14 protein-coding genes are annotated in these 21,207 nt (G+C 75.1%); 10 read left to right on the top strand and 4 right to left on the bottom strand.

Going from position 1 to position 21,207, the window contains the following annotated elements; all coding sequences use genetic code 11:
- Positions 1-163 precede the first annotated feature (163 nt).
- On the top strand, positions 164-1,786 hold the full coding sequence (locus ACZ5WK_RS30115) for a DUF4153 domain-containing protein (RefSeq protein ID WP_465551990.1): 1,623 nt from the start codon (positions 164-166) through the stop codon (positions 1,784-1,786).
- 149 nt (positions 1,787-1,935) lie between these two features.
- Here the strand turns inward: ACZ5WK_RS30115 and ACZ5WK_RS30110 are convergent, their stop codons facing one another.
- Positions 1,936-3,483 (bottom strand): MFS transporter, encoded by a 1,548-nt coding sequence (locus tag ACZ5WK_RS30110; protein WP_465551988.1) that lies wholly within the window; start codon positions 3,481-3,483, stop codon positions 1,936-1,938.
- Between the two features lie 160 nt (positions 3,484-3,643).
- On the opposite strand from ACZ5WK_RS30110, the gene ACZ5WK_RS30105 reads away from it, so the two are divergent.
- The 3 genes from ACZ5WK_RS30105 to ACZ5WK_RS30095 all read left to right on the top strand — a co-directional run bounded on the left by ACZ5WK_RS30105 (position 3,644) and on the right by ACZ5WK_RS30095 (position 6,122).
- On the top strand, positions 3,644-4,387 hold the full coding sequence (locus tag ACZ5WK_RS30105) for a TetR/AcrR family transcriptional regulator (protein WP_465551986.1): 744 nt from the start codon (positions 3,644-3,646) through the stop codon (positions 4,385-4,387).
- Positions 4,388-4,606: 219 nt separating this feature from the next.
- The gene (locus ACZ5WK_RS30100; RefSeq protein ID WP_465551984.1) at positions 4,607-5,311 is read left to right on the top strand and encodes a ribonuclease HII; all 705 of its coding nucleotides are present in this window, start codon (positions 4,607-4,609) and stop codon (positions 5,309-5,311) included.
- A 100-nt stretch (positions 5,312-5,411) separates the two neighbouring features.
- Positions 5,412-6,122 carry a hypothetical protein gene (locus ACZ5WK_RS30095; protein WP_465551982.1) on the top strand — a complete coding sequence of 237 codons (711 nt, stop codon included), beginning with the start codon at positions 5,412-5,414 and terminating at the stop codon, positions 6,120-6,122.
- A 323-nt stretch (positions 6,123-6,445) separates the two neighbouring features.
- On the opposite strand, the gene ACZ5WK_RS30090 is transcribed toward ACZ5WK_RS30095, so the two are convergent.
- Positions 6,446-7,141: a hypothetical protein gene (locus ACZ5WK_RS30090; RefSeq protein ID WP_465552040.1), complete on the bottom strand. Its 696-nt coding sequence runs from the start codon at positions 7,139-7,141 to the stop codon at positions 6,446-6,448.
- A 375-nt stretch (positions 7,142-7,516) separates the two neighbouring features.
- Positions 7,517-9,772 carry a RecQ family ATP-dependent DNA helicase gene (locus ACZ5WK_RS30085; RefSeq protein ID WP_465551980.1) on the bottom strand — a complete coding sequence of 752 codons (2,256 nt, stop codon included), beginning with the start codon at positions 9,770-9,772 and terminating at the stop codon, positions 7,517-7,519.
- A gap of 229 nt (positions 9,773-10,001) precedes the next feature.
- Here ACZ5WK_RS30085 and ACZ5WK_RS30080 point away from each other — a divergent pair, with 229 nt between their 5' ends.
- Positions 10,002-11,600, top strand: coding sequence for a DUF4192 domain-containing protein (locus tag ACZ5WK_RS30080; RefSeq protein WP_465551978.1), 1,599 nt, complete (start codon positions 10,002-10,004; stop codon positions 11,598-11,600).
- A gap of 244 nt (positions 11,601-11,844) precedes the next feature.
- Here ACZ5WK_RS30080 and ACZ5WK_RS30075 read toward each other — a convergent pair whose 3' ends face one another.
- The gene (locus ACZ5WK_RS30075; protein WP_465551976.1) at positions 11,845-13,158 is read right to left on the bottom strand and encodes an alpha/beta fold hydrolase; all 1,314 of its coding nucleotides are present in this window, start codon (positions 13,156-13,158) and stop codon (positions 11,845-11,847) included.
- A 758-nt stretch (positions 13,159-13,916) separates the two neighbouring features.
- On the opposite strand from ACZ5WK_RS30075, the gene ACZ5WK_RS30070 reads away from it, so the two are divergent.
- From ACZ5WK_RS30070 to ACZ5WK_RS30050, 5 genes are all read left to right on the top strand, one after another.
- On the top strand, positions 13,917-16,109 hold the full coding sequence (locus ACZ5WK_RS30070) for a glycogen debranching N-terminal domain-containing protein (protein ID WP_465552038.1): 2,193 nt from the start codon (positions 13,917-13,919) through the stop codon (positions 16,107-16,109).
- A gap of 274 nt (positions 16,110-16,383) precedes the next feature.
- Positions 16,384-17,142, top strand: coding sequence for an NUDIX hydrolase (locus ACZ5WK_RS30065; RefSeq protein WP_396323763.1), 759 nt, complete (start codon positions 16,384-16,386; stop codon positions 17,140-17,142).
- Between the two features lie 276 nt (positions 17,143-17,418).
- Positions 17,419-19,182 (top strand): ABC transporter ATP-binding protein, encoded by a 1,764-nt coding sequence (locus ACZ5WK_RS30060; protein WP_465551973.1) that lies wholly within the window; start codon positions 17,419-17,421, stop codon positions 19,180-19,182.
- A 3-nt stretch (positions 19,183-19,185) separates the two neighbouring features.
- On the top strand, positions 19,186-20,103 hold the full coding sequence (locus ACZ5WK_RS30055; RefSeq protein WP_465551971.1) for a hypothetical protein: 918 nt from the start codon (positions 19,186-19,188) through the stop codon (positions 20,101-20,103).
- Positions 20,104-20,256: 153 nt separating this feature from the next.
- Positions 20,257-21,189, top strand: coding sequence for a FadR/GntR family transcriptional regulator (locus ACZ5WK_RS30050; protein ID WP_465551969.1), 933 nt, complete (start codon positions 20,257-20,259; stop codon positions 21,187-21,189).
- The last annotated feature ends 18 nt before the right edge of the window (positions 21,190-21,207 follow it).

Below are 21,207 nucleotides of genomic sequence, written 5' to 3'. Positions count from 1 at the left end.
CGGTGCGGATTCGGCCGGTGCCGGTCCGTCCGGTGTCGCTCCGTCCGGTGCCGGTCCGTCCGGTGTCGCTCCGTCCGGTGTCGCTCCGTCCGGTGTCGCTCCGTCCGGTGCGGGTCCGTTCGGTACCGCTCCGTCCGGTGCGGGTGCGTTCGGTCCCGGCCGGGTGGCCGGCGCACCGTTCGGCCCCGGCACGGCGGGGGCCGGTCAGTCCGGCTTCGACCCGTACCGCGGACCCGTCGGACCGAACCCGTACCGCCCGCCGGTCGCCGGACGGGTGCCACGGCCCGACGGCTGGCTGCGCCCCAGCGACCCGGGTACCAAGGCCCCGGCCCCGCCGAGGGCGCTGCTGGCCGCCGTACTGACCGGTCTGCTGACCGCCTGGCTGCTGGGCGACGGATTCGGCGTCAACCTGCTGATCTGCGGCGCGGTGGCCGCCGTCGGCGCGGGCCTCGCCGCCCGGTCGGCCGGCCGGAAGGTACGCCCCTGGACGGTGGCCTGGAGTCTGGTCGCCCTGGTCCTGCTCGCCGTGCCCGCGATCTCCGACGCCGGCTGGCCGACGGTGCTGTCCACGGTCTGCGCGCTGGCCCTGGCCTCGCTCGCGCTCCACGGCGGCCGCCGCTGGGCGGGCGTACTGCTCGCCCTGCCGGGCATTCTCTGGCAGCTCGTGCCCGGCCTGCGCTGGGCCCGGGACAGTCTGCGCGGCCTCGCCCTGCCCGGCCGCGGCAAGCTGGTTCCGGTGCTGCGCGCGGCGGTGGTGGCGGTCCTGCTGCTGATCGTCTTCGGCCGGCTGTTCGCCAGCGCCGACGCGGCCATGGCGGACATCCTCGGGAGCCTCAGCCCCAGCTTCGCCCCCGGAGAGATCCCGCTGCGCCTGGTGCTGTTCGTCCTCGGCTTGGCCACCACGCTGGGCTTCGCCCGCATCGCGGCCGGTCCGCGCCGCTGGGACCGTACGGTGGTCCGCCCCGGCCGCGAGCGCGGCCGGCTGGAGTGGGCGCTGCCGCTGGTCGCGCTCAACCTGATGTTCGGCGCCTTCGCGCTGGTCCAGGCCGTGGTGGTGCTCGGCGGCCGGGACTCGATCATGGAGAACACCGGGATGAGCCGCTCCGAGTACGCCCGGCAGGGCTTCTGGCAGCTGATGGCCGTCACCGTGCTGACGCTGGTCGTGGTCGCCGTCGCCAAGCGCTGGGCGCCGCGCAGCTCCGAGTCCGACCGCCGACTGGCCCGGATCCTGCTCGGCGTGCTCTGCCTGCTCACCCTGGTCGTGGTCGCCTCGGCGCTCGGCCGGATGTGGTTCTACGTCGACGCCTCCGGGCTGACCAGGCTCCGGCTCTGGGTGCTGGTGGTCGAGGTCTGGCTGGGAGCCGTCTTCGTCCTGCTGATCACGGCCGGGCTGGTCCGCTCCGCCGCCTGGCTGCCTCGCGCCGTGGTGCTCAGCGGCGCGCTGACCGTCGCCGTCTACGGGCTGATCGGGCCGGACGCGATCGTCGCCGAGCAGAACGTGGCCCGCTTCGAGCGCACCGGTCAGATCGACCTGCGCAATGTCCGCGACCTCTCGCTCGACGCCGTCCCGGCCCTGGACCGGCTGCCGCAGGACTACCGGATCTGTGCTCTGGAGAAGCAGTGGTCCGAGCTCCCCGAGGAGGCCTCGCCCTGGTACGCCACCAGCTTTGCCGAGTCGCGGTCCCGCGGGATTCTGCTGGAGCGCCCGCCGGTCGGCCCGCGGAACGCGACCTCGGACGCCTGCGCGTCGGTGGGGCTGCAGCGCGGCTTCTTCGAAGGGTACTGAGCCGCTGACCTGGCGGGTGCGAGCCGCCTCCGCGGTGCAAAGGGCCGGGGCCGGCCGGGAGCGTTGTGCTCCCGGCCGGCCCCTCGCGTTCGTTCAGCCCCTCGCGTTCGTTCAGGCCCTCGCGTTCGTTCAGGCCGGTGGTGTGCGACTCAGTGCATCGCGACACCCGAGGCGTCCGACGGCAGGTCGCTGGCCTTGGCCTTGATCACGACGAGCGCGACCACCAGGGCGAGGCCGGCGAGCGCCGCCCCCGCGATGAAGCCGTGCGAAATGCCCTGCGCGAGCACCTCGTTGGCCGCGCCGGTGCCCTTGGGGAACTCGTGCTTCTCCAGGAACTCCGCGCGCTGCTCCGGCGTGGCCGTGGCCAGGAAGCCGGGCGCCTGCAGCTTGGCCTCGGCGGTGGCGTAGTGCGCGAACACCGTGGTCAGGATCGACAGGCCGAGGGAGCCGCCGATCTGCTGCATGGAGTTGAGCAGGCCGGAGGCGGCGCCGGTCTCCTCGCCGGCGACCCCCGCAACCGCGAGCAGCATCACCGGCACGAAGGTCAGGCCCATGCCGAAGCCGAAGATCACCGTCGGGCCGAGCACCCCGTCCACGTAGCCGCTGTCCGCGCTCATCTGCGTCAGCCAGGTGAGCCCGATGGTGACCAGCAGCGCGCCGCCGGCCATGAACGGCTTGGGGCCGTACTTGGCCTGGAGGGCGGAGGCGAGCTGGGCGGCGATGATGATCGACACGCTGATCGGCAGGAAGGCGAATCCGGCCTTCAACGGGCTGTACCCGAGCGGTCCCTGTACGAAGAGCGTGACGTAGAAGAAGATGCCGAACATGGCCGCAGCCAGGCAGAGCATCATCACCAGGCCGCCGGTGCGGTTCCGGTTGGCGAACAGGTGCAGCGGGGTGATCGGCTGCGCGGTGCGGTTCTCGATCACCAGGAACGCGGCTATCAGCAGCACGCCGGCCGCGAAGGAGCCGAGCGTGAGCGGATCCGTCCAGCCGTCCGAGGCGGCCCGGATGAACCCGTAGACCAGGCCGACCAGGCCGAGCGTGGAGGTCATCGCGCCGGGCAGGTCGAAACGGCCTTCGTGGCGCTCCGACTCGGCGATGTAGCGGGGCGCGGCGAGCGCGATCAGGACCGCGATCGGCACGTTGACGAAGAAGACCCAGCGCCAGTCGAGGTACTCGGTGAGCACACCGCCGGCCAGCAGGCCGATCGCCGCCCCCGCCCCGGCCACCGCGGAGAAGACACCGAACGCCTTGTTGCGTTCGGGGCCTTCCTCGAAGTTGGTCGCGATCAGTGCGAAGGCGGTCGGTGAACAGATCGCGCCGCCGATGCCCTGCAGTGCGCGGGCGGCCAGCAGCAGGCCGCCGTCCTGCGCGAAGCCTCCCAGCAGCGAGGCCAGGCCGAAGAGCAGTGTGCCGGCGATGAACACCCGGCGGCGGCCGAGGATGTCACCCGCGCGACCGCCGAGCAGCAGCAGGCCGCCGAAGGTCAGTGTGTAGGCGTTGATCACCCAGGACAGGTTGGTGGTGGAGAAGTTCAGCGCGTCCCGGATCTGCGGCAGCGCGATGTTCACGATGGTGGCGTCGAGGACCACCATGAGCTGCGTGGCCGCGATGACGGTCAGGGTGATGCCCTTGCGCCGGCCCTTGCTGCCTTGCGATGGTGAGCTCTTGCTGAGTGTGTCGGAGATAGCCAAGTTGATGCCCCCTGCTGGCTATTGCTTCGTATGCCGTGGACCAGACGCCCGGCACGGTCCCACGGCGTCCCGCAGGCTATGAAGGAACGGGATCGTTCACTAATCTGGACGATATCCTCGGCGATATTGTGAACGCAAGCGTTCTCTAAGGTTGGTGGCGATGGATCAGTTGGTGCGGCGCCAGGCGAAGGCTCCGGTGACCGACCGGGCGGCAGGACGGACCGTGGAGCGGGCGGGGGAGCGCCCGGCCGCTCCCGAACCAGCGCCTGCCCCGGTAGCTGCGCCCGCGGCGCTCTGCCCGGTCAGGGCGGCCGCCGAGGTCCTGTCCCGGCCGATGCGCCGCCGGGGCAAGGAGCTGGAACAAGCGATCTTCGAGGCCGCGCTCGACCAGCTCACCTCCGGCGGATTCGCGCGGCTGACGATGGAAGGCGTCGCCAGTGCCGCGCGGACCGGAAAGGCCGCGCTGTACCGGCGTTGGGCGTCCAAGGTGGACCTGGTCGTCGATGCCCTGGACTCCACTCTGCCACGGCCTGCCGACACCCCCGACCTCGGGTCCGCCCGCAGCGAATTGCTGCTGCTCATCGAGGGTTTCACCGAGGCGATGAGCTCCCGGGCGGGTGGCGCGATGCACGCGTTGATGGCCGAGCTGGACCACGAACAGGCCGAGCTGTTCAAGGACTTCATCGTTCAGCGGGTGATCGAGCCGACCAAGGGCACCATCCTGGACATCCTCCGCCGGGGTGCCGAGCGCGGCGACGTCCGGCCCGGCGCGGCCACTCCGCTGGTCGCCGACGTGGCCCCGGCGATGCTGCTGTACCGGGTGAAGACCTCCGGCCGGGGGATCGCCCCCGGGTTCGCGGCCGAGCTGGTGGACGAGGTGCTGGTGCCGCTGATCCGCGTCTGAGGCGTGCGGGCGTGGGGTGGGCGTGGGCGCTGGTAGGTGTGGCCGTAGCCGTAGCCGTAGCCGTAGCCGTGGACGTGGGGTGGCGTGGGCGTGGGCTGGCGGGCGCGGGCGCGGGCGCTGGCAGGCGTGGGCGTGGGCGGGTGCGGCGGGGGTGAGCGTGGTCGGGGCTGCTCCGGGCGGGGCTTACGCTGGAGGTTGCCCCACTCGAAGGACACCGCGATGCCCATCGTTCCGCCGACGCACTCCGTCGAGCGCTCGCTCCGCCGGGCCGGCGCCAAGATCGTCGTCGGTCTCGACGAGGTCGGGCGCGGCGCCTGGGCCGGCCCGGTCACCGTGGGCGCGGCCGTCACCGGCCTGCGCAAGCCGCCGGAGGGTCTGACCGACTCCAAACTGCTCACCGAGCTGCGCCGTGAGGCGCTCGCCCCGGTGCTCGCCGACTGGGTCACCGCGTACGCGCTCGGTCACGCCTCCGCGCTGGAGTGCGACGAGCTCGGGATGACCGCCGCCCTCCGGCTGGCCGCCGTCCGTGCGCTGGAGGCGCTGCCGGTGGAGCCGGACGCGGTGATACTCGACGGCAAGCACGACTACCTCGGCGGGCCCTGGCGGGTGCGCACCGTGATCAAGGGCGACCAGTCCTGCATCTGCGTCTCGGCCGCCTCGGTGCTCGCCAAGGTGCACCGCGACGGGATGATGGCCGAACTCGGCGAGGCGCACCCGGAGTACGGCTTCGCCGACAACGCCGGCTACCCGTCCCCGGTGCACCGCGCCGCGCTGGAGGAGTTCGGCCCGACCGAACAGCACCGGCTCTCCTGGGCGTACCTGGACGGGCTGCCCCAGTGGCGCCATCTGAAGCGGAGCCGGTTCGGCGCGGGCGGACCGGGTTCGGAAGGCCCGGCCGACGAGCAGTTGATGCTCGGTTTCTGACGTTCCGTCGTGAATTGCCGGGGTGGGGGCGGGCGGTTCGTGGTGCCCAATAGGTGGGGTGCCCGTGCGCTCCCGACCGGCATTTGATAGATATCCGGGTATGCCTGTCTTCCCCGAGGAGCCGGAGATTCACGAGAGCCTCCCGGGCCCCGGCGTTCCCTTCCCCCGCGAGTCGGACGCACAAGCCCTTCGCACATCTGCCACCGCCGGCTCGACCGCCGCCGTACCGTCGGCCGTCACTGCCGCACCGCCGGTCGTCGCACCGGTGCCGGGCCCGCGCCCCGCACCGCCGCGCCCCGCACCGCCGCGGCCGGCGCCGTCGCGCGCCGACCGTTCGGGGCCGCCGCCGCGTACGGCCCAGATCCCCAAGCCCGGCCCGCGACGCCCGGCGCCCGCCGCACCGCAGGTCGCCGTCCAGCAGGTCGCTGCCTCCCTGGCGGACGCCCTGGGCCGCGCCGACGAGGCGGTCGACCAGCTGCTGGAGAGCGGCCGCAACCCGGGCGACATCCTGGTGCTGACGGTCGGTGAGGCCCACCCCTGGCAGCAGCACGAACTCTCCTTCGGCGAGGAGCGCTACTGGGCGCAACTCGCCGAGGGCGATGACGTGTTCTACGCCGACGCCGCGCTGAGCCGCCCGGCCCGCCGTGAGGTGGTCGTGCTGGTCGTCAACGGCGGCACGGCCGACCGCGCCGCCGAGGCGTACACCAAGGCGCTCGGCCACGCGGCTGCGCTCCTGGTGGTCTGCGGCAACGCCGGCCCCGTCGCCGCGGCTGCCGCCGGCGCGCCCACCAGCCGCCCCGTTCGCGTCTGAGACCCCTGGACCGTCCGGGCCCGATGCCGCGAGGCACCGGGCCCGGTTCGCGTTGTGCCGGGGCCGGGGCTGGGGCCGGGGTCGGGGTCGGGGCGGGGTCGGCGCGGGTGCCGGTGGGCGGTGGGCGCTCGGGCAGGGCCGGCGCGGCCTCTGGTGACGAGGCGCGCGCCGACGGCCCGTTGGCGGTCCGCGACCCGTCGTCCGGGCGCTGTGCCCTGCGGTCGGCGGCGCGCCGTGCCCTGCCTCAGGCCGTAGCCGTAGCAACTGCAGCTGCAGCCGTGGGCTCGGCCGCCGTTGCAGCCGCCGTTGCAGCCGCCGTTGCGTCAGCCGGTGCCGGTGCGCCGGGCCGCCGGCTCGATGGCCGTCACCCGGGCCGGAGCCCACGGAGGTTCGGACGCCCGCGGGCGCTGCGACCGCTCGCCGAGCTGGCTCCGCTCCGCCGGCTGGCGCAGCGCCGACCGGGGTGGCAGCTCGGTCACGGTGTGGACCGGCCCGCCCTCCCACGAACCCGCGTGCGGGGTGCGTCCGCTGCGATCCTCGCCGAGGATCTGCCAGCCCGCCGGGGTGAGTGCGACGTACGAACCGCAGCGCAGCCCGTGCAGCACAGCCGCGTCCTGCAAGGCCCACATCCAGGCGCCGTCCTGCTCCGTCCAGCCGGCCGCACCTTCGCGGCAGCGGAGCAGTACGGCCGTCCGGGTCGGGGCGGTCTGGCGCAGGTCGTGCGGGGTGACCTGGCGCAGGTGCGCAAGGATCGCGTTGCGGTGCTGCCAGCCGTCGGTGTGCCGGGGCCAGGGCGCGAACGAGGCCGAGGCGGTCAGCCGTTGCGACGCGTCCACCACCCCGACCACGACCGTGCCCGGCTGGGGCAGGTGGCGTTGGTGCAGCTCCAGGACGAATTCGCGCGGATCGCGCAGCAACGGGATCCCCGCGGCCGCCCACGTCTCCAGGTCGAGCACCCGTCTGGGCGACGAACTCCGGGCGAGGGGATACTGACCTCGGCCGATACCGTTGATCACGATCCTCCTTCCCGACCCACGGGCGCGCGGGTACGTGCGTACGCCGAAGTCCTGGTCCGTCGGACCGGGTTCCGGGTACGGTCCAATTCTCAGGGCAGATGGGGTGGAGCGGCAATGATGAAATGATGAACGCCGCCCGAAAGCCAACGTTCTGCCGGATATATTCCACAGCCGCGTGCACTCCACTCGGGTGGCGCCGGATCGCGATCACGGCCACCCGAAGGCCTCTGCGGAGCATCTCAGGCAACATCCGCCCTCCTCGTCCCCGATCGGTGGGTCCTGCGTTCGCGGGTGTTCCGGTGATCACCTCCATTGCTCCATTCGAGTGACGGCCGCTCTCGGGCTTCCGGCTTCTTCCGCCGCCTCCGCCCCGGTACCTCAGCCCTGCACGGCCAGTACCAGGGGCAGGACGGCGCTCGCCCCGGCCTTGCGCAGCAGCCGGGCGGCGACGGTGACCGTCCACCCGGAGTCGACCAGGTCGTCCACCAGCAGCACCGGCCCGCCCGCTCCGGCCACCGCGGCCGCCACTTCGGGCGGCAGGACGAGTGCGCCGGCCAGCGAGTGCAGCCGCTGGGCACTGTTGCTGCGCGCGCCGTGCGGGGGCTGCCCGGTCGCGTACTCGATCTGCCCGAGCAGCGGCAGCCGCCCGATCTCGGCGATCCGGGCACCGAGGCTGCCGACCAGTTGCGGCCTCCGGGAGGAGGCCATCGTCACCACGCCGACGGGCCGGTCCAGCCGGGTGCCGTCGCTGGTCTCGGGACCGGCCCAGCCGCCGGGGCCGCGCGCCCAGTCGGCCAGCACCGCCACCAGCGCGTCCACCGCCTCCCCGGGGACGGGCGTGTCGGGCGCCTGGTCGGCCAGCAGGGTGCGCAGGCGGTTGCCCCAGCCGATGTCGGAGAGCCGGCCGAGGGCCCGGCCGGTCTCGGCCTGCTCGCCCGCCGGGATGCGGCCCTTGAGCGGCACGCCCAGCGCGTCCATGCCGGTGGGCCAGAGCCGGCGCGGCTCGAAGCTGACCCCGGGCCGGCCGAGCGCGGCCCGGGCGGCGTCCAGCGCCTCGGCGGAGACCTCCGGGGTGTGCAGCGGCCCGGCGCAGTTGTCGCAGCGGCCGCACGGCACGGCCTGCTCGTCGTCGAGCTGCCGCCGCAGGAACTCCATCCGGCAGCCGGTACCCGCCGCGTACTCGCGCATGGCCCGCTGCTCGGCCTCGCGGGAGGCCGCGACCTTGGCGTACCGGGCGGTGTCGTACTCCCAGCTCTGCCCGGTGGCCGTCCAGCCGCCCTTGACCCGCCGCACCGCGCCGTCCACGTCGAGGACCTTGAGCATGGTCTCCAGCCGGGCGCGGCGCAGGTCCACCCGGGGCTCCAGGGCGGCGGTGGAGAGGGGCCGGCCGGCCCCGGCGAGCGCGTCGATGGTACGGCGCACCTGCTCCTCCGGCGGGAAGGCCAGCGAAGCGAAGTAGCGCCAGATCGCCTCGTCCTCGCGCCCGGGCAGTAGCAGCACCTCGGCCCGGTCGACGCCGCGGCCGGCCCGGCCCACCTGCTGGTAGTAGGCGATCGGCGAGCTCGGAGAACCCAGGTGCACCACGAAGCCGAGGTCGGGCTTGTCGAAGCCCATGCCGAGCGCGGAGGTGGCGACCAGGGCCTTGACCCGGTTGGCCAGCAGGTCGGCTTCGGCGGTCCGGCGCTCGGCGTCCTCGGTGCGGCCCGAGTACGAGGCCACCGCGAAGCCCCGCTCGCGCAGGAAGGCCGTCACCTCGTCCGCGGCGGCCACCGTCAGGGTGTAGACGATGCCGGAGCCGGGCAGCCGGTCGAGGTGGTCGGCCAGCCAGGCGAGCCGGTGCGCCGGATCCGGCAGGGCGAGCACGCCGAGGGTGAGGCTCTCCCGGTCGAGCGGCCCGCGCAGCACCAGCGCGTGCGCGTCGGTGGTGCCGGTGCCGAGCTGCTCGGCGACATCGGCGGTGACCCGGGCGTTGGCCGTGGCGGTGGTGGCCAGCACCGGGACGCCCGGCGAGAGGTCGGCGAGCATGGTGCGCAGCCGGCGGTAGTCGGGGCGGAAGTCGTGGCCCCAGTCGGAGATGCAGTGGGCCTCGTCGACCACCAGCAGGCCGGTGGAGGCGGCGAGCTTGGGCAGCACCTGGTCGCGGAAGTCGGGGTTGTTCAGCCGCTCGGGGCTGACCAGCAGGATGTCCACCGCGCCGGCCGCGACCTCGGCCTGGATGGCGTCCCACTCGTCGGTGTTGGCCGAGTTGATGGTGCGGGCGTGGATGCCGGCCCGGGCCGCCGACTCGACCTGGTTGCGCATCAGGGCGAGCAGGGGGGAGACGATCACCGTCGGCCCTGCGCCGCGGGCGCGCAGCAGGGCGGTGGCGATGAAGTAGACGGCGGACTTCCCCCAGCCGGTGCGCTGCACCACGAGGGCCCGTCGGTGGTCGACGACCAGGGCCTCGATGGCCGTCCACTGGTCGTCGCGGAGCGTGGCGGCCGGCCCGGCGAGTTCGCGCAGGACGGCCTCGGCCCGCGCCCGGACCTCGGCGCGGTCGGCGGCCGTCGCGGTGCCGGCGCCGGAGGCGGCCGTGCCGGTGCCGGACGTGGCGGAAGCGTCGGTGGCGGTGGTGTGGGTCTGCGGCTGCTGCATGGCGTCCATGTAACCCCGAGGTGCCGACAATGGGCGAACGGCGGTGACCCGTGGACACGTGGAGCGCGGGTGCATTTCATCCGTTCTTCCGCTGAACGGCCGTCAAATATCCCTCGGGAGGGTGGGTGTGTATGCCCCGAACGAGGGAGGTTTTATCCACAGGGCGGGTTTATCCACAGGAAAAAAGAAAAATCCGGGGGCGTTCTCGAATTGCGGCAATCTTCCGGCCATGACGAACGAACGCATCACCCTCCCCTTCGGCCGCCCCTCCGAGGCTCGGCCGGTGACCATGCGGGGCCCGGCCGACATGGCCGAGCTGCTGCCCTACCTGCTCGGTTTCTTCCCCGACGACAGCATCGTCGCCGTCGGCCTCCAGGGACCGGAGCTCCACCAGGGCGGGGTGATCCGGCTGGACATCCCGGAGTCGCCGGCGCAGTGGCCGGCGGCCGCGGCCGAGACGGCCGCCCTGCTCGTAGGCCTGTCCGAGCAGCGGGACCGCCGCCCGGCCCAGGTGCTCCTCTACCTCTGTCAGGACCCTCGCACCGAGCACGGCCCGCCCGTGCTCGACGGGCTCAGACCGCTCGCGGCGGAGCTGCGGGCGGCCTTCGAGAGCAGGGGGGTGCCGGTGAAGGAGTCACTCTGCGTCTCCGCCGGCCGCTGGTGGTCCTTCCTCTGCCGCCGCGACGGGTGCTGCGACCCGGCGGGGCATCCGGTCCGGCACGCGCCCGCTCCCGGAGCGGTGGCCGTGGCGGCCACCGTGGCCGGTCTCGCACCGCGCGGCAGCCGCAAGGCGATCGTCGCCGGGCTGGCACCGATCGGCCCGCCGGGCGCCGACTCCCAGCGCCTGGCGCTCGCCCGGGCCGAGGGCGGCGGGGGAGCCGGGCGCGGGCCTGCGCTCTCCCCGGAGCGGGGCGCCGAGCTGCTCGACCGGGCCGTCGCCGAGTTCATGGCCGGCGCACACGAGCTCGACGAGCGCCGGACGGCAGAGCTGCTCATCGCCCTCCGGGACCGGCGCACCCGGGACCGCGCCGCCGAGTACGCCCGGCCCGCCGAGCTCGCTCCCGCCCAGCGGCTCTGGCGCTTCCTCGCCGTGCGCTGTGTGCCGCCCTACACGGGCTACGCCCCGCCCCCGCTCACCCTGCTGGCCTGGGTGTCCTGGGTTGCGGGGGACACCGCGACGGCGCGGGTCGTCCTCGCCCACGCGCTCCGCCTCGACCCCTCCTACCGGCTGGCCCAGCTGCTCTACGAGTCGCTGAACGGCGGGCTCTCCCCGACTTCCCTGTTGGCGAGGGCGGACGCCGAGCGCCGCCGCCGCACTGGGGAGGCTCAGGGAACCGAGACGGCCGCCGGCCTGGAAGCCGACCCGGCCCGCGAGTCGGAGCGAGACCCGGAGGGCGGCCCGCCGGGCGAGCCGGAGCGGGGGGCGAAGCGGACTCCCGAGCGGGCTCCGGGCCAAGGGCCTGACAAACCGCGTGATCCCGCCCCGTCCACGACCCGCCGACGGCGCGCCCGCCCGGGCCCGGCCGGGCCGGCCGCCCCCACCGCCTCGGGCGCCGTTCCGTCCCCAGAACCGGTGGACCGGACCGAGGGCGCGTCCGGCGCGTCCGATACGTCCGTCGGCTCCGCCGGGGGTACGGTCGCGCAGCTTCGCCAGCGGACGGACCACCCGGAGAGGTGCCGGCCGTCGGCCCAGCCGCGCCCTGCGCGCAGGCTGCGGCTCGGCCGCGCGTCGCCCTGGGCGCCCGCCGCCCCGGCCGCTCCGAACGGCCGGCGCGGCCGGTGCCGGGGCGCCCGGCGCCCGGTGATCGGATCCCGGCATGCGGAGTGACACCGCCGTCGGCCGGTCGTGCCCGCTGATCCCCTCCGCCGGCCGGACGGGGCAACCGCTCCGCCCGGCCGGCGGGGGCACCGGGCCCGCCCCGCGGCAGGCCCGGGCGGCCCGTTCCTTGCTGCTGCGCCTCAAGCTGCTGCGCCTCGGCCGGCCGCGCCCAGGCGCAGCGCACCGCGGCCTGCCAAACCCCGGCCGGCCGCGTCCGGAGCCAAGACACCCAGGCCTGTCGCTCCTCGGCCGGCTACGCCTCGCCGTGGGCCATCGCGAGCAGGCGGTCGAGTACCTTGCCGCCGCTCACCCGCAGGCCGTCGTGCTCCCACTCGTTGGTGATCCACGTCCGCAGGCCGCGCACGGCGCGGGCGGTCGCCAGCGAGTCCGCGGTGTCGACGTACATGTCGTCGTGGTAGACCGCTGCGACCACCGGCACCTCGTTGCCGGCCAGCCGCGCCGGGTCGTACAGGTCGGCCCAGTCGGTGCGGGCGGCGAGCAGCTCCGCGGTCTCCTTGAGCGGCCGCAGCGCCGGATCGGTGTCGAACATCCAGGGGTAGATCATCTCCCCGGTGAACAGCACCGGCTCCCCGGACTGCAGGGCGGCCCGGGCGTCGAAATCCGGGAACTCCTTGCGGACGCGCTCGGCCGACCACGCCGTCCCGGCCCGGTCCACCGACCGCTGCCCGTAGATCGACTCGTGCAGCACGGCGTACAGCGGCCCCCCGGCGAAGGAGAGCTTCGCCTGCGCCTCGGCCAGGAAGGTGTCGGACAGCTCGGGCCCGGCCGCGCCCTCCACCCACGCCTCCTCCAGCAGGTAGTGCAGGCTGCCGGAGCCGCTGCCGCCGCCGAGCACGATTCCGAGGGCCTGGAACGCCTCGACGGTGAGCAGCCCGCCGCCGGGCAGGGGCGCAGGCGAGGCGGTCAGGTGCGCGGCGATCCGCCGCACCGCCTCGACGTCCTGCGGGAAGCGGGCGTAGTGCCCCTCGTTCTTGCGGACGACCCGGGGGTACGCCGCCCGGTAGACGTCGTCGGCCGAGCTGTGCAGGCCGGCCAGGCCGCCGGTGATGAAGGCCTCGTGCAGACCCTCGGGTGCGATCGAGAGGTAGGTGAGGGTGCAGAAGCCACCGAAGCTCTGCCCGAGCACGCTCCAACGCCGGTCGTCGCCGAGCAGCCGGCGGCGGATCAGCTCGGCGTCACGGACGATCGAGTCCGCGCGGAAGTGCGCCAGGTAGTCCGCCTGCTGCCGGGCGTCGCCGCGCCGGGCGAGAGTCTGCCGGTTCGCGGGCGTGGACCGCCCGGTGCCGCGCTGGTCGAGCAGGAGCACCCGGTAGTCGTCGAGGGCGCGCTCCAGCCAGCCGTCACGGCCGAGTGGGCGTCCGGCCTTGCCGCCGGGCCCGCCCTGGAGGAAGAGCAGCCAGGGCAGGTCGTCCTTCTCGCGGCCCGGAGCCACCACCTCACGGGCGTACACCTCGATCTGCTCGCCCTGTGGGGCGGTGTGGTCGAGGGGCAGCTGGAAGACGTGGTCGGTCGTGACAATCCCGGGCAGCCGACTGGCGGTGGACATACAACTCCTCGGTACGTGCAGGTCACAGCGGTCACGTCGCTCTCCACGGTGTTGCCGGTGCGGGCGCCGCGACCCCCGCACCGTATCCTGGCGGCGGTCGGGCCGGTCCGGCGGTTGCCACTCCCGGTCACCCGCCTGCTGCGCCGTCAGCCCGTTGTGCCGGGCGCGACCGGCCGGCGACCCCGGCGGGGGCGCGTTCGGCCCGGAACGACACCGGCACGGGGTGGCAGGGCTCCGTCGACGGCAGTGGCACGACCGCCCGCCAGTGCCGACCGGAAGGCCGAACCGGCGCACCGGGCGTTACCTGCGACCGGTCGGCAGCGTTCACCCCGGGGGCACTGCGCCGGAACGGCCTCCGGGCCCCGGAGGCGGACGGAGTCGCGGCGCGCCCACGGCCGCCGGGGCGCCGACGGCGGCCGAGCCAGGCGGACAGGTGCCCGCGGGGTACGGCGTGCTGCCGCCGCCCGGCGACGGCCGGTCCGGGCACCGGCCGGGACAGGGGGTCATGGGCACGGCCGGACGCCGGACACGACGACGCCCGGGGCACAACGGCGTGCCCGGGGCGCGGCGGGGCCGGTACCGGAGCGGTACCGCGCGTCGCATGGCACGACCCGGCGCAGGGTACGGCCAGACACGGCACAGACGCCGACGGGAACCTCCGCCGGCCAGGCACCATCAGCACGCGATCGAGCATGCTCGCGGCCCACCGGCCTGACCGGCCACCGGACCGCCGAGGGGAGGAGAGTCCGGTGACCGCCATGAGGCCACCACAGGCGAGGCCGCCACAGGCCATGCCGGCCGAGAGCGTGGTCGGCGCGCCGAGACCGGTCGGCCGTCCCGACCAGGTCCAAGGAGGCGCCCCCGCCGGCCAGGCCCGGTCCGCGGCGCCGCCGCGCCCGCAGCCTGCCGCCGTCCACCACGCGGTGCTCTGCGTCAACGCGCCCGCGATGGCCGCCTCCGGCCCGGACGGGCAGCTGCGCGGCCACGGTCTCCACGGCTTCTACCGCTCCGGCGTCCGGGTGCTGGCCCGGATGGAGCTGCGGCTCGGCGGCATGGAGCCACTGCCCCTCCAGGGCACCTCGACCACGGCGGCTCAGGCCCGCTTCCTCGGTGCCGTCCGGATCCCCGGGGACCCCGACCCCGACCCGGCGCTCACCGTCGAGCGGCTGCGGCACGCCGACGGGGTCGAGACCGTCACCGTCCGCAACACCGGTAGCCGGCCTGCCCGACTACCGCTGGAGATAGCGCTCGGCACCGACCTCGGCCCGGTCGGCGAGATCGCCGCCGGGCACCGCTCGCCGGATCTGCCCGGCCAGGTGCAGTCCGCCGGGCTGCGCTGGGTCGGCCCCACCCACAGCGCCGTCGTCAGTGCCAAGCCGTCGCCCCACGCCGTCCTGGCCGGCGCCGGCGTACTGCGCTGGGACCTCGAGGTGCAGCCCGGCGCCCGCTGGTCGGTCGAGCTCCGCACCGAGCTGGAGAGCACCCTCCCCGGCCCCCGGCCGCCGGGCGGGCGCGGCACCGGTGTCCCGTTGCCCTGGGCGGAGCCGGAGGTCCGCAGCGACGACCCCCGGGTCGAGCTGCTGGTGCCGCGTTCCCTGGACGCCCTCGGTGGCCTGCTGTTCGCCGACCCGGACCGCCCCACCGATCTCTACCCGGCCTCCGGCGCGCCCTGGCGGTTCGGGCTCGCCCCGGCCGACGCACTGTGGGCGGCCCGGCTGATGCTCCCGCTGGGCACCCGGCTGGCCGCCGGCACCCTCCGGGCGCTGGCCCGCCGTCAGCAGCTCGGCTCCGTCGCAGGCCCGGCAGGGCCGGTGCACGGGCCGGGCGGCCAGAGCGGCGGTCAGGGCGGGCCGGGCCGTCGCCCCGAGGGGCTGCTGCCCGGCGCCCTCCGGCACGGCGGACCGGAGCTGCCGCCCACCTGCACCGCCACGGAGGCGACGCTGCTGTTCATCACCGTGCTGGCCGAGGCCTGGCGCTGGGGTCTGCCGCGGCAGGAGGTCGCCGAGCTGCTCCCGGCCGCCGAGCGTGCGCTCGGGGCACTCCGTGACGGCCTGGTCGACGGCTTCGTCACCGATCTGAGCCGCCCGGTGGAGGACCGCGCAACCCACCCGGTGGCGGCCCGGGCCGAGGTCCAGGCCCAGGCGCACCGCGCCGCCCTGCACGGCGCCGACCTGCTGGAGGCCTTCGGCCGCCCGGGCGCCGAGGAGTGGCGCGGCTGGGCGGCCGCACTGCGCGGGCGGTTCCGCGAGCGGTTCTGGATCGACGACCTCTCCGGCGGCCGCCCGGCGGCCGGCCTCGGCCTCGGGCCGGGCGGCCAGCCGCTGCCCGCGGTCGCCTCCTCCTTCGTCCACCTCCTCGACCCCGGTCTCTCCGCAGACGGCGGGCGGCACGAGAGCCTGTTGGAGCGCGAGCAGACCAGGCTGCTCGCCCAGCGCCTGGCCGCGCCCGAGCTGGACAGCGGCTGGGGCCTGCGCACGCTCAGCGCCAAGTCACCCCGGTTCAACCCGCTCGGCCACCGCAGCGGAGCCGTGCGGGTCCACGAGACCGCCCTCGCCATCGCCGGGCTGGCCGAGGCGGGCCACGAGAACGAGGCCGGTGCCCTGCTGCAGGGCCTGCTCGGCGCCGCCGCCCACTTCGAGGGGCGACTGCCCGAGATGTACGCGGGGGAGCAGCGCACGCTCGGCTGCCCGCCCGTGCCGCACCCGGCGGCCTGCCGCCCGGCGGCGGTCTCGGCGGCCGGCGCGGTGCACGCGGTGTTCGCGCTCGCCGGGGTCCGCCCCGACGTCCCGGGCGGGCGGGTGCTGGTCCGCCCGGCCAGCACGGCGCCGCTCGGCGAGCTGCAGCTGACCGGCCTGCGGGTCGCCGGGGAGCCTTTCTCGGTCCGGGTGAGCCGGATCGGCGTCGCGATGGTGGAGGAGGCGTCCGCGGAGCTGCAGCTGGTCGCCCGCTGACGCCGCCACCGCCACGCGGGTGGCACCCGGGGCGGGCGGCTGCCGGAAAGGGCCTGCCCCGGACCACCCCCGGCAAGGACTGGCCCACGGGTCCCACCCCGTGGCAGGGCCCCCCCGGGGAAGGCCCGACTCCCCCGGGGACCCGCCCCCGGGGGGCCCTGCCACGGCCTCGGCCCGGGGCGCGCGCCCCGGGCAGGGTGGTCACCGGACCGTCACTGCACAGTCCGTGCACGGGCCTGTGCTTATCGTCAGAGAGACGACTATGATCGTCGCCATGTCGCGTTATGACCCGTCGGCCTTCCCCCCGTTCGCTGTCACGGTTGACCTGGTGGTGCTGACGGTGCGGGACCACGCGCTGTGTGCCCTGCTGGTCCGACGGGGCGAGCCCCCCTTCCAGGGCTACTGGGCCCTGCCCGGTGGCTTCGTCCGCCCGGACGAGGGTCTGGCCGAGGCGGCTTCCCGGGAGCTGGCGGAGGAGACCGGCCTGCGCGCCTACTCCGCCCCGGGCCACGAAGCGGCGAGCCCCGGCACGGCCGGCGCCCACCTGGAACAGCTCGCGACCTACGGCCACCCCCAGCGCGACCCCCGGATGCGGGTGGTCAGTGTCGCGTACCTGGTCCTGGCGCCCGACCTGCCGACCCCGCGCGCCGGCGGCGACGCCAGCAGCGCCCGCTGGGCCCCGGTCACCGAGCTGCTGGGAAAGAACCCGGCCGACGAAGTCCCGCTCGCCTTCGACCACGGGCTGATCCTGGCCGACGGTGTCGAGCGCGCCCGATCCAAGATCGAATACTCCTCACTGGCCACGGCCTTCTGCCCGCCCGAATTCACCGTCGGCGAGCTGCGCCGGGTCTACGAGGCCGTGTGGGGTGTGGTCCTCGACCCACGGAACTTCCACCGCAAGGTCACCGGCACCCCCGGTTTCCTGCTGCCCTCCGGCGGCACGACGACGCGTCAGGGCGGTCGTCCGGCGCAGCTGTTCACCGCGGGCGGGGCCACCGTGCTCAACCCGCCGATGCTGCGGCCGGAGTCCTGAGCCGACGGCCCGCGGCCTGCTCCGCCGCCCCGGCTGCTGCCTGCTCCAACCCTTGCCCCAGTCCCTGCCAAACCCCTGCTCGCCCCCGGCCCGGTGGCGTCGCAGGACCGGATTGTCCCCTGATCGGGTGAGGTGTGCGGGCAGCGAGCCCGTGCCGCTCCCGTAATGCCCGGAATCCCCGTGGCGGCCCCCTAATGTGCTGGCGCGGGGCCGTGCGGGCACGGCCCCGCGTCGCGCAGGGACGCAGGTCGGCCGAGGGCATGGGAGCAGCCAGCGATGATCCAGATCACCGGACTGACCAAGGTCTACCGCAGGGGCGGCCCGCCGGCGGTGCTCGATCTGACCTTCGACGCCCGTCCGGGCGTGGTGACGGCGCTGCTCGGCCCTGAGGGCGCGGGCAAGTCCACCGCGCTGAGGCTGATGCTCGAACTCGAACGCGGCCAGGGCGTCACACTCTTCGACGGCCGCACCTACCGCCGGCTGCGGCGCCCCGAGCGGGAGGTCGGCGTGCTGCTGCCCGGCCCGGGCGGGGCCGCGGGTGCAGTGGCCGGGCACCCCGGCCGGAAGGCCCAGAGCCACCTCAGGATGCTGGCGGCGGCCCTCGGAGTCCCGGCCCGGCGGGCCGACGAGCTGTTGGAGCAGACCCGGCTCGCCAGCGTCTGCGGGCAGCGGCTACGCACCTTCTCGCCCGGCATGCACCGTCGGCTGGCGCTCGCCACCGCCCTGCTCGGAGACCCCGGCACCCTCATCCTCGACGCGCCCACCGAGGGCCTGTCGCCTCGCAATGTGGAGTGGTTCCACTCCTTCCTGCGCTCGTTCGGTGTGGCGGGCGGGACGGTTCTGGTGACCACCCGGACCCCGCAGGAGGCCGCCCGGCTCGCCGACCGGGTGATCACGCTCGACCAGGGCCGGATGGTGGCCGACCAGCCGGTGTCGGAGTTCTGCCGTACCCGGCTCAGCCCGGAGGTCGCCGTGCGCGGGCCGCAGATGGCCCGGCTCGCCGATCTTCTGGTCGGCCAGGGCGCGCAGGTGCGCCGCGACGGCGGGGCGGGCCTCGCGGTGGCCGGGATCGGTCGCACCGAGATCGGCGAACTCGCCTACCAGCACGGCATCCTGCTGCACGAACTCGCCGACCGGGTGGTCGAGCAGCCGGCTCCCCGCGCCACGCTGCCCGTGGCCTCGGGCCGCTCCGGCCACCTCCAGGTCCACCCGGCACCGGGGGAGCAGACAACGGGGGGTCAGGCACCGGCCGGGCAGAAGCCGGGCAGGCAGGCACCGGAGCAGGCGCCGGCCGCTCAGGCCCCGGCCGGCCGGAGGCTGGCTGGACCCGTGCCGGACCGTCCGGTCAGGACCCGCCCGGTGAAGGCCCGTCCGTCGGCCGACAAGCAAGTGGCGGGCCCGACGATGGTCACCCAGGCGATGCCGGTGGCGAGCGAGGAGGCGGCGAGGCCGGAGCCGGAGCGGCCCCGGGCATCGGGGGAGGCCGGGGCCGGACACGCCCACGTGCCCCAGCCGAGCACGGGGACACCGGGCGGCGTCGCGCTCCCCGCTCTCGCGCTCCCCTCCTCGCCCGCCCCTGCCGTCTCCTCCGCCCCTGCCGCCTCCACAGCCGCCCTCACCGCCGCCTTCACCCCAGCCGCTCCCGCCGCCGAATCCTCCGGCTCCGCCTCCGCAGCGACCGCGCTGTCGGCGGCGGCCGCCCGAGCGACACGGCCGGCCCCGCCCGCCCCATCCTCCGGGCCGGACCCGGCCGATCCGGCCGACCCTGCGGAGACCTCCCCGACCGTCGCCGTGGACCGCCTCTTCCGGGACGGCCTCAGCGCTCTGGTCCGGCCCGCCGGTGGTGGTCAGGCCGCCACCGCACCCCGCGACCGGTCCCAGGAGGCCGCCGCCGGATACCTGCTGACCGCCGACACCATCCGCCTCGGCCGCCTGGATCCGGAGGCCGTCCCCACCCGCAGCGCCCACAGCTCCACCCCCGCCCACAGTCCCACCCCGACCCCCGCGTCCGCCCACACCCCCGACCACCGGAGCGAGTGAACCGTGCGTGCCCTGGCCTACGAGCTGCGCCGGCTGCGCGGCATTCGCTCCACCTGGTTGCTTCTCGCCGCGGTCCTGCTCTGCGACGCCGTCGTGGCCGCCGTGCTGGCCGCCCAGACGCCGGCCGGTCAGGTGTCCGGTCCGCTGTCCGGCCCGGCGGGCGTCCGGCTGCTGACGGCGACCGTCCCGCTGATCCCGCTGCCCTTCGCGGCGCTCGGCGCCGGATTGCTGGGTGCCCTCTCCTACGGGCACGAGGTGCGCCACCCGGGGCTGCCGGCTTCGCAGGTGTCGTACCTGCGGCGGGTGCGGCTGCTGCTGGCCAAGCTGGCGGTGATCGGCCCGGTCGCGGGGCTGCTGGCGCTGGCCACCCTGCTGGTCGACGCGGTGGCCGTGCACCTCGCGCTGCCCGCGGGGGTGACGGCGGCCGCCTGGTCGGACCCGGCCGCGCTCTCGGACCGGGTGTCGGTGGCGCTGTCCTCGGCGGGTCTGACGGGGCTCGCAGACCTCCCGGGCCTGCTCGCCCCGGTGGGGCTCGGGGCCGGCCACGGGGTGCCGGGGGCGCTGCTGGCCTTCGTCGGGCTGGTCGTCGTGGCGGGCTGGACGGGCGTCCTGACGGCCTCGCTGACCCGCAGCGCCGCGGCCGGTGTGCTGCTGCTCTGCGCGCTGCCGGCGCTGCTGGAGTCCGGGGTGGCGTTGCTGCTGCGGCAGACGGGGACGGCCTGGCCGATCCGCGCGGCGGAGCTGCTGCCGTTCCAGTCCGGCATCGAGTGGGCGTACGGATGGGTGTACGGCGGGGACCGCCGGGTTGCGGAGGGCGGTTCGGCGCTGACCGATCCCGCGCTGCTGGCGGCGGTGGCGGCGCCCGCCCTGGTGCTGCTGCTCGCGACCCTTCTGGTCCAGGCCCGTCGCCGGGCTCTCTGAGGCCCCTGAAGCCACGGCCCCGGCTCCTGCGGGAAGCCCCGCCGGGGCCCGGCCGTCGCTGACGGTCCGCCAAGATCGACCAGCTGTGACCGTAATGCGCGGTTCTTCCTGATAAGAAGTCAATTATCCAGTCACGGTCGATCACCCTTTCGTGTGCTTTTCACGAGAATCCTCAAGCTGTGCCCGCCGATCGCCGACAAAGGACCTGTGAGTACCCTTGCGCACCCCACCATGACCCCCGCCCGTTCCGCCGAAGGTGCCATCCCCGGCTCCGGCGACCTGGACCGCTTCTCGTACGCCGACCGGCCGGTCCCGCCGGCGCCCCGCTGGGAGGGCGCCGAGTCGGATCTGGCCCGGGTCGGCCGCAAGACCACCAGCAGCCGGGGCCGCGGTCTGCACGGCCAGCTGGTGCAGCAGCTCGGTCAGATGATCGTCTCGGGTGACCTCGGCGCCGACCGCCCGCTCGTCCCCGAGGAGATCGGCCAGCGGTTCGAGGTCTCCCGCACCGTGGTCCGCGAGTCGCTGCGAGTGCTGGAGGCCAAGGGCCTGGTCAGCGCCCGGCCGAACGTCGGCACCCGGGTCCGTCCGGTCGGCGACTGGAACCTGCTGGACCCGGACATCATCGAGTGGCGTGCCTTCGGGCCGCAGCGCGACGAGCAGCGCCGGGAGCTGTTCGAGCTCCGCTGGGCGATCGAGCCGCTGGCGGCCCGGCTGGCCGCCGGCCACGGCCGGGAGGACGTCCAGCAGCGGCTGGTCGAGCTGATCGAGATCATGGGCCACGCCTCCGCCCAGGCCGACCTCTCCACGTTCTCGCGGGCCGACGCCGAGCTGCACGCCCTCGTCCTGCAGATGGCCGGCAACCGGATGCTGGAGCACCTCTCCGGGATCGTCTCCGGCGCGCTCCAGGTGTCCGGTGGTCCGGCCACCGCCTGCGAGCGCCCCTCGGAGGCCTCGGTCAGCCTGCACGCCCGGCTGGTGGACGCGCTCGGCACCGGTGACGGCACCGCGGGCGAGGTCGCGATGCGGGCGCTGCTCACCGTCCACCCGGAGATCGAGCCGTCCGTCCCGGCCCCCCGGGAGCACTGAGCCGCCCACCTTGCGACC

Source organism: Kitasatospora sp. NPDC032757, assembly GCF_055579305.1.
This window is presented reverse-complemented; position numbering and strand designations above follow the sequence as displayed.